Raw genomic sequence first — 15828 nt, 5'->3', positions numbered from 1 at the left:
AAGGCCACGCATGACTTTCTTGCCCATTACATCGGTCACCGCCATTTTGGCCGGGCTTCTGATCCTTTTGCTGACGATCAAGGTTATCCAGTTGCGCAGACGCGGCGGCGTGGTCCTGGGGGATAATGATGACCGCATCCTGGCCAAAGCTATCCGGGGCCATGCGAATGCGGTCGAGCAGCTGCCCATTGCTCTTATTCTGATGGGATTGGCCGAGGCGCAGGGAGCATCGCAAGCCCTTCTGGTCCTCGCTGCCATGGCGCTTGTCGTCGGGCGCGCCCTACATGGCATCTACTTTGCTGTCCACGGCACCCACTGGCGGTTCCGGTTTATCGGCATGTGGCTGACGCTGGCCGCACAGATCGGGTTGATCCTGATCCTTGCCCTGACGCTTCTGGGTTTTTGACAAACAAAAAGGCCGCGCAAGATGCGCGGCCAGACTATTCTCAGGTCAGGGGATCAATTACTTGATCTTGCCTTCCTTGTACTCGACGTGCTTGCGCACAACGGGATCGTACTTTTTGATGACCATTTTTTCGGTCATCGTACGTGCATTCTTTTTCGTGACGTAGAAGTGCCCGGTCCCCGCAGTGGAGTTCAGGCGGATTTTGATTGTGGTAGGCTTCGCCATATCTCATATCCTCTGATTGCGGGCCGACGCGCGGCACATCGCGTGTATCTCATAGAAGGTGCCTTTTACCCGCGCCTTGGCCCGAGTCAACAGCAAACAGGTGTCCTGATGGTTTGTTTATGCGCGGATGGCCTATAAGCCGGATTCTGTCCCCCGCGGTTGCCCACGGATGGATGACCATTCATCTGGAGTGCCTGTTACCAGACACCCTCTAGCTGCCAACCCGGACCGTCTGGGGCTCAAGCATCCCCGCCTTTCGGCGCGAGGTCCCTATTTGGCATTGCTCCCGGTGGGGCTTGCCGTGCCGCTTGCGTTGCCGCTCGCGCGGTGGGCTCTTACCCCACCGTTTCACCTTTTCCTGACCGGGGTCAGGTAGTCTGTTCTCTGTGGCGCTTTCCCTAGGGTTACCCCCGCCGGGGGTTACCCGGCACCGTGCTTTTTGGAGTCCGGACTTTCCTCCCGGGTGAAACACAAGGCTTCGCCCAAGCAGCCATCCAGCCATCCGCGCAAAATGGCAGTTAGGCGACAGCCGCGTTCACGTCAACGGGAAAGCGGTTTGCCAGATCGGTGATCATGGCAAGGTCAACGGTATCGCATGGGCCTATGTGGCGCGGACGAAAGCGCATACGGAAGCTTTTGAGGAGCAGCGCATGATCCGTGGTCGCTGTATAACCGAATGCGGCCATCAAAGCCGCAAACCGCGCGTCATCGGCCCCCTGCGGGCCCTCTTCCGAAGAATGCGCGCCAGCGCTTGATGAGGGCCAGACGGACAGCCCTTCGACAGCCAGCCTGCGCCAGTCAAAACGCACGCCCGGATCTATCTTGCGTCCCGGCGCCATATCCGAATGGCCGATCACCCGTTCCGGCCGGATATCCCAGCGCGCCTTGATCCCGCGCAAGAGCTCTGTCAGCGCATCCATTTGTGCTGCCGCAAAAGGGGCGAACCCCGTGTTGGCCAGTTCGATCCCGATGGAACGGCTGTTGACGTCTGTCACGCATCCCCAAGCGCCCGCTCCTGCGTGCCACGCGCGCATCGCCTCGGGAACAAGTGAGATCACCTCACCGTCTTCGGCAATCAGGTAATGCGCGGAGACTTCGGTTTCGGGATTGCACAAAGTATCGGCCGCCGCCTGCGCCGACGTCATCGCCGTATAATGGATCACCACGATATCAGGTGTCGCCCCGTCACGCCGCGGCCCGCAATTGGGCGAAGCCTGCGTTGTCAGCCTCAGTTCCGCACCGCCTGGATAAAGGGTGCCGGATCCCAACCACAGGCAAAGCCGTCACCATCAGGGTCAATACCGCGTCTGTCCCGCTCGGGCCCGCCACGCGCAAGAAAATCGCGCTGCGCATCATCAGGGGTCGCATAGGTCGCACAGTTGCGGCGGAAGCGTCCTTCTCCCGAAAGCAGTGACCGGCTGTACCATTCCTGTCCCTTCACGTTGGGCGCATTCAGCGCGTATTCGACGATATTCGGGCCGGTGTTCGCTGGACGCTCGGGTAAAGCGGTCGGTGCGATCTGTTCACGCGCCGCAGCTTGGGCCGCACGCCGTTGCGCATCACTTTCAATCGTTTCACGACCTGCGACAGCGTCAAAGCTCTGCTCATCCGAAAGCCCCGTACCGCCCGTGATCAATGCAGGAGCCGGATTGCTGGGCGATGCCTGAACGCCTTGGGTCCGCAAGGGATCAGCGCCAAAATTAGGGGTTTGCACAGCTGCGACGGGTGCCGGGCTTGCGGCCGCTACAGATGGAGCCGGTGCCGGTGCTGGTGTCGCCGAGGTGCCGATTCCGGCCTGCGCAAGTGCGCTCGACGGAATCGCTTGGGTCTGATTGACAGGTTGCTGCGATGCAATCGTGTTCACCTGTGCAGGGGGAACAATGGTCTCGCGCGGTGCACTGAGCTGGGCTTCGCGACGCGCGCGTTCAAGCTCGAACTGGGCATAATCGCCAAAGCCAATCCCACGCTCGGTTGGCACCTCTCGCGGCGCGCAGGCACCCAGCCCGATCAATGTCAGTGCAATGATAATGCCCGGTTTCATCATGTTCTACCTGTCAGACTGCGCTTTGTTTTGAAAAAGCTTACCACCACTTGGCGGGCTTGGCTACAAAACCTGCCGATTGCTCGAGGCTGTAAGCCACATTCAGCAAATCACCCTCTTCCCAGGGCCGTCCGATCAATTGCAGGCCCATCGGCAAACCTTGCGCGTTTTGTCCGGTGGGCACCGCAATGCCCGGCAGGCCTGCAAGGTTCACCGTCACGGTAAAGACGTCATTCAGATACATCTGGATCGGATCGGCATTGGTCATCTCGCCCAGCCCAAAGGCTGCCGACGGTGTGGCCGGTGTCAGGATCGCATCAACGCCATCTGCAAAGACCTTGTCAAAGTCCTGCTTGATCAGCGCGCGCACACGGCGTGCACGGTTGTAGTAGGCATCATAGAAACCAGCCGACAGCACATAGGTGCCGACCATAACGCGGCGCTGCACTTCGGGGCCAAAGCCCTCGGCGCGGGTCTTTTCATACATCTCGGTGATGCCGTCACCCTGCGCAAGCTTGGCACGATGGCCAAAGCGCACACCGTCATATCGGGCAAGGTTCGACGAGGCCTCGGCGGGCGCAATCACATAGTAGGCGGGCAGCGCGTATTTCGTATGCGGCAGCGTGATGTCGACGATCTTTGCACCTGCATCTTTCAGCATCGCGGTGCCGTCTTCCCACAGCTTTTCGATTTCGGCGGGCATGCCGTCCATGCGGTATTCTTTCGGAATACCGATGGTCTTGCCACGAATGTCGCCTGTGAGGGCGGCTTCAAAATCCGGCACGGGGATATCCGCACTGGTGCTGTCCAGCGGGTCATGGCCCGCCATGGCGGTCAGCATGATGGCCGCGTCGCGCACGTCCTTGGTCATCGGCCCCGCCTGATCCAGCGATGAAGCAAAAGCCACGATGCCCCAACGCGAAACCCGCCCATAGGTCGGTTTCAGGCCAGTGATTCCAGTGAATGCCGCAGGCTGGCGGATGGAGCCGCCTGTATCGGTGCCCGTTGCGGCTAGGCACAGATCCGCGGCAACAGCACTGGCCGACCCGCCTGATGAGCCACCGGGCGTCAGGGCTGTATCGTCGCCCGCGCGCTTCCACGGGTTGACCGCATTGCCGTAAACCGAAGTCTCGTTCGACGACCCCATGGCGAATTCGTCCATGTTGAGCTTGCCCAACATGACTGCACCTGCATCAAAAAGCTGGCTTGTGATCGTGCTCTCATACTCGGGCTTGAAACCTTCGAGGATACGGCTGGCCGCCTGCGACGGCACACCTTTGGTGCAAAACAGGTCTTTGATCCCCAGCGGGATGCCACACATGTCGGGGGCGTCACCGGCCTTGATCCGCGTATCAGCGGCTGCGGCCTGTGCTGTCGCGATCTCGGGTGTGTGGTGCACGAAAGCGCCCAGCGCGTCTGCACCTTCAATGGCGGTCAGACAGGCGGATGTGATTTCGGCGCTGGATGTATCACCCTTACGCATGGCGTCACGGGCCTGCGCGATGGTCAGTTTGGTCAGATCAGACATTATTCCACCACCTTCGGCACAGCAAAAAAGCCTTCACGCGCATCGGGCGCGTTCTTCAACACCGCCGCTTGCTGGTTGCCGTCGGTCACGACATCTTCGCGGCGCTTCAGGCGCTGGGGGGTCACGGATGTCATCGGCTCGACACCTTCCACATCCACTTCGTTGAGTTGCTCAATAAACCCAAGAATTGCGCTGAATTCGGATGCCAGCGCTGGCAGGGCGTCGTCTTCCACCTTGATGCGGGCCAGCTTGGCCACGCGGCGGGCGGTTTCGGTGTCAATCGACATGGGGAAACTCTCCGGTAAATCTATCCGCTGCGTTTACCGCCCCGTGCGGCCAGTCGCAAGCATATGGCGCGTGTAAACATGGATCATGAAGCCCAGCATGATCCCGTTCAGGATATGCCAGATGAAATGCGTGCCAATCGGGATCGCATCGCACAGGATTTCATCAAGCGAGCGGATGGTGATCGACAGGCACAAAAGTGCAGCCCCCTGCAAAAACCCGCGGGCGATTCCCGGTTTGTGCCGCAGGATCAGGGCGTAGATGGCCAAGAGGATCGGCACGGTCCAGTAGAAGTTGGAAATGCGGATAAAGGGAAACTGGTTCAGTACAGGCACCAACACGGCGGCATAGGGAATGAACAGGGCTGTTGCGAAAACCGCATACCAATGCCCCATTGGCACCATGTCGCGGTTCACCACAAAGAGATAGATCAGGATGAAAACGCCAATCGGCAGCACATCCAACAGCATGGCCCAGATCGTGGCATGGGTGTGAAACAGGAAACTGCCCACGCCAATGGCCAAGAGAATGCCGCAAAGCACCCGCGCCATCGGCACGCCCGCGCTGCGCCGCCACAGGATCAGAGCCGCAATAATGAATGCAAGATTGGTCAGCGCGTTCAGCGGCTCGGACCAGTAGGTAAAATCCGTGCGCTCGCAATAGCCGTCAATCTGTTCAAACCAATTCACCTTGGCCCCTCCGTTCTTTGCCCCTATCCTGACGCCAAATCGAGGGAGAGCAATATGAAAATCACTTGGCTGGGACATGCAAGTTTCCGGATCGAAATCGAAGGCGCGGTGCTGCTGATTGACCCTTGGCTTGAGGGCAATCCGTCATTCCCCAATGAACACCGCGCCGCCGCGTTGGCGGGTGCCACCCATATCCTGCTGACCCACGGACATTTCGACCATACCTCCGAGGTGGATGCAATTGCCAAGGAAACCGGTGCTTTCGTTGTTGGCATCCCTGAACTTTGCGCGATCTTTGATGCCCACGAGACAGTGGAATTCAACAAAGGCGGGACGGTTGATCTGGGCGGCGCGCTGGTGTCGATGGTGCAGGCGACGCATTCCTCCTCGGTCGGGGCGGCCTACGCCGGAACCGAAGCCGGCTATATGATCAAGGGCGAAGGCCATACGATCTATGTCTCGGGTGACACCGATATCATGGCCGATATGGACTGGATGGGGGATTTCTATAACCCCGATATCGGTATCCTGTGTTGTGGGGGTCATTATACGATGGGTATGGAAGGTGCCGCATATGCGGCCAAACGCTATTTCAACTTCAAGACCGTGATCCCCGCCCATTACGCGACATTCCCCTTGCTGGCACAAAGCGCCCAGCCGCTGGTCGATGCTTTGCCGGACGTGGACGTGCGCACACCGGCCGTAATGGAAACCGTGGAAATCTAGCGCTTTGCGGCAAAGAAATCCTTGAGCAATGCTTCCGAGGGCTGCGCGGCAATGCCATCATAGACTTCGGGGGCATGGTGGCATTGCGCATGCTGGAAGATACGCGGCCCTTGGGCGACGCCGCCTGATTTCGGGTCAGCCGCCCCGTAATAAAGCCGCGCAATCCGCGCGTTGCTGATCGCAGCCGCGCACATCGGGCACGGCTCCAGCGTGACATAGAGATCATAGCCCGTCAGCCGTTCCTGCCCCAAGGCAGCACAGGCCGCGCGGATGGCCAGTATCTCGGCGTGGGCGGTGGGATCGTGCAATTCCCGTGTCCGGTTGCCGGCTTGTGCGATCACGCCCGCGGGCCCTGTGATCACAGCGCCCACGGGCACCTCACCGCGCGCAGCAGCGGCACGGGCCTCTTGCAAAGCTACATCCATATACGAGCGAAAATCCATGTCTTGTGATGCACTGGCGCGGCTATCTCTGGCAAGGGGCGATCAAAGCGGCTAAGGGATTGGATATGAGCACAGATACCCCTCCCCCCGGCGACCGGATCGCCAAAGTCCTCTCGCGCGCAGGTGTCGCCAGCCGCCGCGAAGCCGAGCGCATGATCGAAGACGGCCGCGTCAGCGTGAATGGCAAAACCATCACCAGCCCCGCGCTGAACATAACCGCATCCGACCGGATCGTCGTGGATGGCAAGCAGGTGGGCGCACCCGAGCCTGCACGCCTCTGGCTCTATCACAAACCCGCAGGCCTTGTGACAACCGAACGTGATGAAAAAGACCGCCCGACGGTCTTTGCATCGCTGCCCGACACGATGCCGCGTGTGATGTCGGTGGGGCGGCTTGATCTGAATTCCGAAGGTCTCTTGCTGCTGACCAACGACGGCGAGATCAAGCGCAAGCTCGAACTGCCCGCGACCGGATGGCTGCGGCGCTACCGTGTGCGGATCAACGGATCCGTCTCTGAAGCCAAGCTTGATGAATTGCGCGCAGGCATCACCGTGGACGGCGTGAATTACCAACCCATGGTCGTGACCTTTGACCGCCAGCAAGGGGCAAACGCATGGCTGACCGTCAGCCTGCGTGAAGGCAAGAACCGCGAAATCCGCCGCGCGATGGGCGAGATCGGCGTAACAGTGAACCGCCTGATCCGTGTGAGTTACGGGCCGTTCCAGTTAGGCGCGCTCAAGCAGGGTGACGTCGAAGAGGTCAAACAGCGCGTTCTGCGCGACCAGCTTGGACTTGCCGAACAACCGACACAGAAAAAACCTGTCCGTAGAACCGTCAATCGCCCCACAAGGGGGAAAAAGCGGTCAAGTTGAACCTTGTCGCGATGTCCGCCCTTATGCATTCTGGGTCTTAAGACTATTTCAAGGAACGATTGCTTTGGCTGATGTGTTTGCGACCGAAAGCATGGCCGCGTGTTTTTTTGCGGGCGGTCATGACTGCTGGCCCGTTGCCAGCAAGCAGTCTGCCCGAACTGGGTGGCAGATGCGCGGAGTTTCCGAGGCTCTCGCAAACATATCGCACGCATCCTATCTGGAAGATGAATAAACCGGCGGAGTTACGCGAAAATGTTGCGATTGATCTTCATTGTTGCCTTTGTGGCGGTGGTTGCGATTGCAATCACGGCCCTAATAGGAACAATGACAGCCGTCGCCCGCACGAGCGCCACAAAGGAACCTGACGACATGCCCGCGAAATTCCGACGCATCACCTATGCCTTGCTGGTTGTCCTGCTCTTTGGGGTCACAACCGGTTGGTTGGGGGCGGCCTGATGGCAAAACGTTTTGGTGGCAAATACAGCCCCGACGGGCAGCAGGGGACAGGCAAGCGCGGCGATGCCCCACGGGGGGCTGTCGCAAAGCCAGCGGACGGGCGGGTCAAACTGCTCTATGTGCCTGCCATTGTCTTGGCTGCAACATCGCTGAATGACGGTCCGGTCACGCTGGTGACTGCACTTGTCGGCGCGGCCGTTCTGACGCTTGCGGCTTGGCTCTTGCAAGAGGGGCTCGCGGCCGAAGCGGCCTATAACGCCCGCAAAGTGGCGCGGCGTCCTGCCCTGCCACGCAAAATGCTCGCCACGGCACTGACAGGCGTGGGCGTGGCAATTGCGGCTTACATAGGTGACAGCGGCACGGTAGGTGCCGTCCTCTACGGGATCGCCGCGGCTGGTCTGCATACCGCGACCTTCGGGATTGACCCGATGACGGACAAACGCATGGAAGGCATCGACAGCTTTCAGCAAGACCGCGTGGCCCGCGTCGTCGATCAGGCCGAGGCGCATCTGGATGTTATGAAACGCCAGATCGAGACTGTCTCCGACCGCCGCCTGACAGAACGCGTCGAGGATTTTCAGGTAATCGCCCGCCGGATGATCCGCACCGTCGAGGAAGACCCGCGTGATCTGACCGGTGCGCGCAAGTTCCTCGGCGTTTATTTGATGGGCGCACGGGATGCGACGCTCAAATTTGTCGATCTTTACAACCGTAACAAAGACGCCGATGCCCGCGCCGCCTATGAGGCGCTGCTGGACGATCTTGAACAGAATTTTGCTGCACGCACCGACAAGATGATGCTCGATGACCGCAGCGATATGGATATTGAAATTAATGTACTGCGTGACCGCCTCCAGCGTGAGGGCGTCAATTTGAAAACGAAAGGGAACGAATAATGTCTGAAACGATCCGTCAGAAGGCTGAAGCGACGCTTGCCGAAGTTGAAAAAATCACCGCTGTTGTTTTGCCTGAACCCAAGAACGAATTGATCACGCTTGAGGCCGCAGACGCGCCCACCAGCGCTGAAATTCAGAAACGTGTGGCCGAGATCAATATCGCAGACACCAATTCCATCGTGTCTTTCGGCTCCTCGGCACAGGCCGAATTGCAGGTCATCAGCCAATCCATGCTGGCAGGCGTGCGCAACAAGGACGTGGGCCCCGCAGGTGACAGCCTGCGCAATATCGTCACCACGATCCGCGGTTTTTCGATCTCGGAACTGGATGTGCGGCGCAAGCGCAGCTGGTGGGAAAAGCTCTTGGGGCGTGCCGCACCCATGGCGAAATTCGCGGCCCGTTTTGAAGAAGTGCAAGGCCAGATTGACCACATCACCGATGATCTTCTCAAGCACGAGCATGTGCTTCTCAAAGACATCGAGAGCCTTGATGTGCTCTATGACAAGACGCTGCAGTTCTATGATGAACTGGGCCTTTATATCGCCGCCGGTGAAGCAAAGATCGCCGATCTTGACGCCACAACGATCCCCGCAAAAGAGGCCGAGGTGCAGGGCGCTGCCGAAGATCAGGCCGTGATGAAGGCGCAGGAACTGCGCGACCTGCGCTCGGCCCGCGATGATCTGGAACGCCGTGTCCATGACCTGAAACTCACCCGTCAGGTGACGATGCAGTCCTTGCCCTCCATCCGCTTGGTGCAGGAAAATGACAAATCGCTGGTGACCAAGATCAACTCGACCTTGGTGAACACGGTGCCACTGTGGGAAACACAGCTTGCGCAGGCGGTGACGATCCAACGCTCTTCAGAAGCGGCAGAGGCGGTGCGTGACGCCAATGATCTGACCAATGAATTGCTGAAAGCCAACGCCGAGAACCTGCGTCAGGCCAACCGCACCATCCGCGAGGAAATGGAACGGGGTGTCTTTGACATCAACGCGGTGAAAGAGGCCAACGCCAACCTGATTGCCACGATCAACGAAAGCCTCGAGATTGCCGACGAAGGCAAGCGCAAGCGCGCCGAGGCCGAGGTCGAGTTGCAGAAGATGGAACAAGAGTTGAAAGAGACACTTGCCTCTGCCAAAGCGCGCAAAACCGGCACGGGCGACACCATCGGCACAGCGACAGGCAGTTAAAAGGCTATGATGATCGGGGGTATCACACGGCGCCTTGCGATGCTCGTCCTTGCGACGGGTGTCATGGGGTGCCAGTTGATGACACCTCCGGTCACATCGCCCCTACCCCCGCCTCCGGTGACGGCCCCTGTGCCGGACCCGACCCCTGTGGTCACACCCCCCAGTCAGGCCAGCAAGGATCTGGCGGTCTATTACGGTCGTTTGCAAAACGACCTTCTGGCCCAGGGCCTGATGCGGGGTGATGGGGGCGGGCCGGACACGCCGTTTACAGATACGCAACTCGCGCGCAATTTTGTGCGTATCGCGCTGTTTAACGAATACCGCGACGACAGTGATTTCCAGACGCCACAAGCCACGATTTCCAAACTGCGCCGCTGGACGACCCCGATCCGTATGTCGGTGGAATTCGGTGATACCGTCCCCCTTGCCCAGCGTGATACCGATCTGGCCAGTGTCAGCGCCTATGCCGCGCGCCTTTCGCGTGTCACAGGCGTACCGATCGAGATCACCGACCGGAACCCCAATTTCCGCGTCCTTTTTCTGGGTGAGGACGACCGCCGCGCCTACGGGCCGCGCCTGCGCGCGCTGATCCCCAATATTTCGGACGCGACTGTACGCACCTTCGTGAACCTGCCACGCGACCAGCTTTGCGTTGTGATCGGCACTTTCGCGCCCGGCCGGTCCAACTATACCAAAGCCGTCGCGATGATCCGCGCCGAACACCCCAGCCTGATGCGCAGTGCCTGTATCCATGAGGAACTGGCCCAGGGCATGGGCCTTGCCAACGACAGCCCGCAAGCGCGCCCCTCGATTTTTAATGACGACGAAGAATTCGCGCTGCTGACCGCGCATGATGAACTACTGCTGCGGATGCTCTACGACCCGCGCCTGCAAACCGGCATGGATCCTGCGACAGCCGCCCCACTTGCGCGCATGATTGCGCGTGAATACCTCTCACCTGGACAAAGCTAAACGGATGCGCCGCGTCCAAGCTTATTAACGACGGAGACCATACCATGGGCATTTTCGATTTTCTGACTGGTGAATTCATCGACGTCATCCATTGGACCGACAACACCCGCGACACCATGGTCTGGCGGTTCGAGCGTGAGGGGCACGAAATCAAATACGGTGCCAAGCTGACAGTGCGCGAGGGGCAGGCGGCGGTCTTTGTCCATGAGGGGCAACTGGCCGATGTGTTCACCCCCGGTCTTTACATGTTGGAAACCAACAACATGCCGATCATGACGACCCTGCAACATTGGGACCATGGCTTCAAAAGCCCCTTCAAGTCCGAGATTTACTACGTCAACACCACCCGTTTCTCGAACCTCAAATGGGGCACGAAGAACCCGATCATGGTGCGCGACCCCGAGTTCGGCCCGACCCGCCTGCGCGCCTTTGGGACCTACACCGTCAAGGTTGCCGATCCGGCCCTCTTCCTGCGTGAAATCGTCGGGACCGATGGCGAATTCACCATGGACGAGATCAGCTACCAGATCCGCAACATCATCGTGCAGGAATTTTCCCGCGTGATCGCGCAATCGGGTATTCCGGTGTTGGATATGGCCGCCAATACCGCCGATCTGGGCAAGCTGATCGCATCGGCCATTGATCCCACGATGAAGCAGTACGGCCTGACGATCCCTGAACTCTACATCGAGAACATCAGCCTGCCTGCCGCCGTCGAAGAGGCGCTGGACAAGCGGACCTCGCTCGGGCTGGCCGGTGATCTGGGTAAATTCACCCAATATTCCGCGGCCGAGGCGATGACATCCGCCGCCAGTAACCCCGCAGGGGGTGGCATGGCCGCAGGTCTTGGTGCCGGCATGGGCATGGCGATGGCAGGCCAGATGGCCCAAGGTGGCCCATGGGGGGCAAGCTCTGCGGCCGCGCCGCCCCCACCCCCGCCGGTCGAACATGTCTGGCACATTGCCAAGGGCGGCGAGGTGACCGGTCCCTTCTCCAAGGCCGCGATGGGCCGCATGGTCACCGAAGGCACGCTTGACCGTGACAGTATGGTTTGGACCCAAGGTCAGGACGGCTGGATGGAAGCGGGCGAGGTCATGGAACTGGCCCAGCTCTTCACGATCATGCCACCACCACCGCCGGGGACCTGAGGCGATTTCTGCCCTTGCGACCATAAAGGCCAGGCTGCCGCACCGGCGCGTCTACCTCAAGTGGATGCACTGGCTGATGGTGCCGTTGTTTGTCTGGTTCATCGTGGTTCAGCCGATCGATGTGCAACGCATCGGCCCTGCCGCTGTGCAATTCCATTCAGTGATGGGGCTGCTCTTTGTCAGCTTGGCGTTGTTCTGGACCGTCGATTATATGCGCAAGGGCCTTGCCAGCCGCCCCGGCCCGAAACTGCCCGCCAAGGCGCGCCCGCTTCACCAGCTTCTCCATAAAGTGCTGATCTGGGGTGTGTTTTGTGTGGCACTCACAGGTTTTGGTCTGGGGCTGACATCGGCCGTCCTGCTTTGGGCGGGGGGAATTGTGCCCATCGCACCGCCCCTGAACATGCCGCAGGCGAATGATTTCATCGGCATGGTTCATGAAGTGCAGTTCTACACTCTGGCTGTCATCGCGGGGTTTCACGTGCTGTTCCACCTCTGGCGCCACTATCGCTTGCGTGACAACGCACTGCGGATCATGGCGCCCAAAGCGCTGCACAGGTTCCTATGACGCGACGCAGACTCACAATTATCCTGCACTGGAGCATCCTGATGCTGGTGCTTGTCATGGTCAAAGGCGGCACGTCTGAACCTTGGGTCCGCTGGGCCTTTGTCATCGGCGGTGGTCTCTGGGTTGGCATAGCACTGGTCAAAGGCATGATGTGCAAACCGGGGCCCAAGCTGCAAGGGCCGCTGCGCACGGCCTACCCGTGGATGCATCGCGGTATGTATGCGGTACTGGCGGTGACTGTCGCCCTGAACGCAGCCGCCCTTCTGGGCTGGATGCCCCATGATACGGGCTGGGTGGCGCTTCTCGTTTTACTCGGCGCGGGCACCCTGCACGGGCTGTTCCACTTCTGGCGGCACAACGTGCTCTTCGATGGTGCGCTGCGCGTGATGACACCACGCTTTATGCATAAGATACTGTGATGACTGACGGACAGGCACCTGTAGACGAACACCGCTTTCCCTGCGAAACCTGCGGGTCGGACCTGCGGTTCGATCCTGCCGATCATCAACTCAAATGCGATCACTGCGGCAATGTGCAACCGATCGAGAGCGCGGGGCCTTGGGCCGGCGCGATTGTTGAGCTGGATTTCCAACGCGCGGTGCAGCATCGGCTCGACGATGCCGATATCGAGGAAACCCGTGTCAATGAATGCCCCAACTGCGGCGCCCAGACCGAGTTTGACCCCGATATCCACGCCGCCGAGTGCCCGTTCTGCGCCACTCCTGTGGTCACTGACACCGGCACCCACAGACATATCAAACCACGTGGCCTACTGCCTTTTGCACTTGATGAGGGGGCCGCGCGCGAGGCCCTGAGAACCTGGCTTGGCAGCCTCTGGTTTGCACCAAACGGCCTGACGGATTACGCGCGCAAGGGCCGCAAGATGAACGGCATCTATGTTCCCTACTGGACCTTTGATGCCGATACCAAGAGCCAGTACACAGGCCAGCGCGGCACCCATTATTATGAAACCCGTACCGTGATACGCGATGGCAAGCGCCGTCAGGTGCGTGTGCGCAAGACACGCTGGCGGCCTGCCTCGGGGCGCGTGGCGCGGTTCTTTGATGATGTTCTGGTGCTGGCGTCCCGGTCGCTCCCCAAGAAATACACGGATGGGTTGGAGCCTTGGGATCTTTCGGCCTTGGAGCCCTATAACCCTGAATATCTGGCCGGTTTCCGCGCCGAAGGCTATCAGGTGGAGCTGACAGACGGTTTTACCGAGGCCCGCGCCTACATGGACCGGATGATCCACCGCGATGTGAAATATGATATCGGCGGCGATGCCCAGCGTGTCACGAGCGTGAACACGGTCGTTGACGACGTGACATTCAAGCACATCCTGCTGCCGGTCTGGCTTGCGGCCTATAAATACCGCGGGCAAACCTACCGATTTGTCGTGAATGGCCGCACAGGGCGCGTACAGGGTGAGCGGCCCTATTCCGCATGGAAGATCGGCTTTGCTGTTGTCGCGGGACTTTTCCTTGCGCTTATCGCAGGATTTGTTATCGCTAACAGTCAATAAAAGAGGGAGCCTCCGTGATGATCCTGTGCTGTGGAGAAGCGCTTATTGACATGTTGCCGCGCGAAACTGCGGAAGGCGAAAGCGCCTTTGCACCCCACGCGGGCGGTTCGGTCTTCAACACGGCCATCGCGCTGGGGCGTCTGGATGCCCCTGTGCAGTTCTTTTCCGGGCTCTCGTCCGACCTTTTTGGCGATGTCCTCCGGTCGGGACTTGCCGCCTCACAGGTTGATGCCAGCCCCGCTGCCATCTCGGACCGCCCCACCACCCTTGCTTTTGTCAAACTGACAGATGGCCATGCCTCCTACGCCTTTTATGACGAAAACACCGCTGGCCGGATGTTGACCAATGACGATTTGCCCGATGTGACGGCAGATGCTTTGTTCTTTGGCGGGATCAGCCTTGTGGTCGAACCCTGCGGCGCCGCCTATGAAGCCCTGATGCTGCGCGAGGCCCCAACGAAGCTGACGATGATCGACCCCAATATCCGGCCTTCGTTCATCACGGATGAGGCCGCCTATCGCGCACGTCTTTCGCGGATGATGGGGGTGGCAGACATCATCAAGACCTCGGACGAGGATCTGGCGTGGATCATGGGGGCGGCCGATGCAGACGGCTTTCTGGCACAGACCGGCGCGCAGGTCATTCTGCTGACACGTGGCGGCGAAGGCGTCAGCATCGTGACCAGACATGGCACGTTTGATGTGCCTGCCGAGAAAGCGACGGTCGTCGATACGGTGGGCGCTGGCGATACATTCAGCGCGGGCTTTATGGCGCAACTACACAAAAGCGGCCACCTCACGAAAGCAGGGATCAAAACCGCCAGCGAAGATGATTTGCGCGCAGCCGCCGCTTTCGGGGCCAAAGTGGCCGCGATCACCGTCAGCCGCGCGGGCGCAAACCCACCCTGGACGTCCGAGCTGTGAGGGCACTGATCCAGCGCGTCACCCAGGCGGCGGTTCATGTGGATGGAGCCGAGATCGGGGCGATCGGACCAGGACTGCTTATCCTGATCTGTGCAATGGAAGGCGATGACGCCGCGAAATCACAAGCACTGGCTGCAAAAATCAGCAAGTTGCGCATCTTCACCGACGATGCGGGAAAGATGAACAAGTCCTTGCTGGATACAGGCGGGGCGGCATTAATCGTCAGCCAGTTTACGCTGGCGGCTGATACATCGCGCGGCAACCGCCCCGGATTTTCCGCGGCGGCAAAGCCCGATGTCGGGCGTGCGCTCTATGAGCAATTTATTGAAGATATGGCAGCGCTGGGTATCACGACCGCGACAGGCTCATTCGGGGCTGATATGGCTGTCAGCCTCACAAATGACGGGCCCGTGACAATCTGGCTGGACGTTTAGCCTAGCACTGCTTGCCGACAACCAGCACCCAATAAGGGCCGCGTGGACCTTGTGTGATGCCAACGCCGAATTCCTCAATGCGCGGGTGCAGCATGTTGCGACGGTGACCGGGTGAGTTCAGCCAGCCATCCACAATCTGCTCGGAGCGGGGATAGCCCCAGGCGATATTCTCGGCGACGATGCAGTCATTATAGCCTGCCTGCTTTACCCGCGCCTGCGAGTTGGTGCCATCCGACCCGCGGTGATCGAAGAAGTTGTTGACCAGCATGTCACAGGCATGAACCATCGCGGCCTGTCCCAACTGGCGGTTGAAACGCAGCGGCGCCTCACCGTTGGCGCGGCGGCTCTGGTTCAGGCCAGCCGCGATCTGCGTGGCCAATTCGTTGACGTTCGGAGGGGCAACACAATCGGCGGCAGCCGCTGAAGTACCAACAAAAGAGAGTGCCATCACGGCCATAATGCGAGCAATGCGAGTCATAATTGCGATCCCGTCGATTGAATAAAACC

At 59.7% G+C, this 15828-nt stretch carries 21 protein-coding genes and 1 other RNA gene; 13 read left to right on the top strand and 9 right to left on the bottom strand.

Features of this window, described 5'->3' with window-relative positions; translation table 11 throughout:
• Positions 1-10: 10 nt before the first annotated feature.
• The gene (locus SJY29_RS02875) at positions 11-406 is read left to right on the top strand and encodes an MAPEG family protein (protein WP_400086590.1); all 396 of its coding nucleotides are present in this window, start codon (positions 11-13) and stop codon (positions 404-406) included.
• 57 nt (positions 407-463) lie between these two features.
• Here SJY29_RS02875 and rpmG read toward each other — a convergent pair whose 3' ends face one another.
• The 7 genes from rpmG to SJY29_RS02840 form a co-directional block, all read right to left on the bottom strand.
• Positions 464-631 carry a 50S ribosomal protein L33 gene (rpmG, locus tag SJY29_RS02870; RefSeq protein ID WP_008233681.1) on the bottom strand — a complete coding sequence of 56 codons (168 nt, stop codon included), beginning with the start codon at positions 629-631 and terminating at the stop codon, positions 464-466.
• Between the two features lie 119 nt (positions 632-750).
• Positions 751-1137, bottom strand: an RNA gene (rnpB, locus tag SJY29_RS02865) — RNase P RNA component class A.
• A 12-nt stretch (positions 1138-1149) separates the two neighbouring features.
• On the bottom strand, positions 1150-1800 hold the full coding sequence (locus SJY29_RS02860) for an N-acetylmuramoyl-L-alanine amidase (protein WP_400088817.1): 651 nt from the start codon (positions 1798-1800) through the stop codon (positions 1150-1152).
• Between the two features lie 59 nt (positions 1801-1859).
• The gene (locus tag SJY29_RS02855; RefSeq protein WP_400086585.1) at positions 1860-2675 is read right to left on the bottom strand and encodes a hypothetical protein; all 816 of its coding nucleotides are present in this window, start codon (positions 2673-2675) and stop codon (positions 1860-1862) included.
• 37 nt (positions 2676-2712) lie between these two features.
• On the bottom strand, positions 2713-4200 hold the full coding sequence (gatA, locus tag SJY29_RS02850) for an Asp-tRNA(Asn)/Glu-tRNA(Gln) amidotransferase subunit GatA (RefSeq protein WP_400086583.1): 1488 nt from the start codon (positions 4198-4200) through the stop codon (positions 2713-2715).
• Positions 4200-4487, bottom strand: coding sequence for an Asp-tRNA(Asn)/Glu-tRNA(Gln) amidotransferase subunit GatC (gene gatC, locus SJY29_RS02845; protein ID WP_055294422.1), 288 nt, complete (start codon positions 4485-4487; stop codon positions 4200-4202). The genes gatA and gatC overlap by 1 nt, the downstream gene beginning before the upstream one ends.
• Positions 4488-4520: 33 nt before the next feature.
• Positions 4521-5174 (bottom strand): ceramidase domain-containing protein, encoded by a 654-nt coding sequence (locus SJY29_RS02840; protein ID WP_400086579.1) that lies wholly within the window; start codon positions 5172-5174, stop codon positions 4521-4523.
• Between the two features lie 54 nt (positions 5175-5228).
• On the opposite strand from SJY29_RS02840, the gene SJY29_RS02835 reads away from it, so the two are divergent.
• Positions 5229-5900 (top strand): metal-dependent hydrolase, encoded by a 672-nt coding sequence (locus SJY29_RS02835; protein WP_400086576.1) that lies wholly within the window; start codon positions 5229-5231, stop codon positions 5898-5900.
• On the opposite strand, the gene SJY29_RS02830 is transcribed toward SJY29_RS02835, so the two are convergent.
• On the bottom strand, positions 5897-6343 hold the full coding sequence (locus tag SJY29_RS02830) for a nucleoside deaminase (protein WP_400086573.1): 447 nt from the start codon (positions 6341-6343) through the stop codon (positions 5897-5899). The genes SJY29_RS02835 and SJY29_RS02830 overlap by 4 nt on opposite strands.
• Positions 6344-6408: 65 nt before the next feature.
• On the opposite strand from SJY29_RS02830, the gene SJY29_RS02825 reads away from it, so the two are divergent.
• From SJY29_RS02825 to dtd, 11 genes are all read left to right on the top strand, one after another.
• The gene (locus SJY29_RS02825) at positions 6409-7215 is read left to right on the top strand and encodes a pseudouridine synthase (protein ID WP_400086570.1); all 807 of its coding nucleotides are present in this window, start codon (positions 6409-6411) and stop codon (positions 7213-7215) included.
• A 252-nt stretch (positions 7216-7467) separates the two neighbouring features.
• Positions 7468-7671 (top strand): hypothetical protein, encoded by a 204-nt coding sequence (locus tag SJY29_RS02820; RefSeq protein WP_110279961.1) that lies wholly within the window; start codon positions 7468-7470, stop codon positions 7669-7671.
• A complete protein-coding gene (locus SJY29_RS02815) occupies positions 7671-8567 on the top strand; it encodes a 5-bromo-4-chloroindolyl phosphate hydrolysis family protein (RefSeq protein WP_400086566.1) in 897 nt (298 codons plus the stop codon). Before SJY29_RS02820 ends, SJY29_RS02815 begins: the two co-directional genes overlap by 1 nt.
• A complete protein-coding gene (locus SJY29_RS02810; protein WP_400086563.1) occupies positions 8567-9757 on the top strand; it encodes a toxic anion resistance protein in 1191 nt (396 codons plus the stop codon). Before SJY29_RS02815 ends, SJY29_RS02810 begins: the two co-directional genes overlap by 1 nt.
• Before the next feature lie 6 nt (positions 9758-9763).
• Positions 9764-10729 carry a DUF2927 domain-containing protein gene (locus tag SJY29_RS02805; protein ID WP_400086560.1) on the top strand — a complete coding sequence of 322 codons (966 nt, stop codon included), beginning with the start codon at positions 9764-9766 and terminating at the stop codon, positions 10727-10729.
• A gap of 44 nt (positions 10730-10773) precedes the next feature.
• Positions 10774-11877, top strand: coding sequence for an SPFH domain-containing protein (locus tag SJY29_RS02800; protein ID WP_400086557.1), 1104 nt, complete (start codon positions 10774-10776; stop codon positions 11875-11877).
• Positions 11878-11941: 64 nt separating this feature from the next.
• On the top strand, positions 11942-12442 hold the full coding sequence (locus tag SJY29_RS02795) for a cytochrome b/b6 domain-containing protein (protein ID WP_400086554.1): 501 nt from the start codon (positions 11942-11944) through the stop codon (positions 12440-12442).
• Complete coding sequence (locus SJY29_RS02790; protein WP_400086551.1) at positions 12439-12861, top strand: hypothetical protein; 423 nt, start codon at positions 12439-12441, stop codon at positions 12859-12861. Before SJY29_RS02795 ends, SJY29_RS02790 begins: the two co-directional genes overlap by 4 nt.
• The gene (locus SJY29_RS02785; protein ID WP_400086548.1) at positions 12861-13964 is read left to right on the top strand and encodes a primosomal protein N' (replication factor Y) - superfamily II helicase; all 1104 of its coding nucleotides are present in this window, start codon (positions 12861-12863) and stop codon (positions 13962-13964) included. Before SJY29_RS02790 ends, SJY29_RS02785 begins: the two co-directional genes overlap by 1 nt.
• Before the next feature lie 17 nt (positions 13965-13981).
• Positions 13982-14887, top strand: coding sequence for a carbohydrate kinase (locus SJY29_RS02780; protein ID WP_400086545.1), 906 nt, complete (start codon positions 13982-13984; stop codon positions 14885-14887).
• Positions 14884-15321: a D-aminoacyl-tRNA deacylase gene (gene dtd / locus SJY29_RS02775; protein WP_400086543.1), complete on the top strand. Its 438-nt coding sequence runs from the start codon at positions 14884-14886 to the stop codon at positions 15319-15321. Before SJY29_RS02780 ends, dtd begins: the two co-directional genes overlap by 4 nt.
• Position 15322: 1 nt before the next feature.
• On the opposite strand, the gene SJY29_RS02770 is transcribed toward dtd, so the two are convergent.
• Complete coding sequence (locus SJY29_RS02770; protein ID WP_400086540.1) at positions 15323-15799, bottom strand: CAP domain-containing protein; 477 nt, start codon at positions 15797-15799, stop codon at positions 15323-15325.
• Positions 15800-15828: the final 29 nt, after the last annotated feature.

Source organism: Yoonia sp. R78084 (assembly GCF_044595625.1).
Taxonomy (GTDB): domain Bacteria; phylum Pseudomonadota; class Alphaproteobacteria; order Rhodobacterales; family Rhodobacteraceae; genus Yoonia.
The sequence above is the reverse complement of the archived record's forward strand: the minus strand, read 5'-3'. Positions and strand labels throughout refer to the sequence as shown.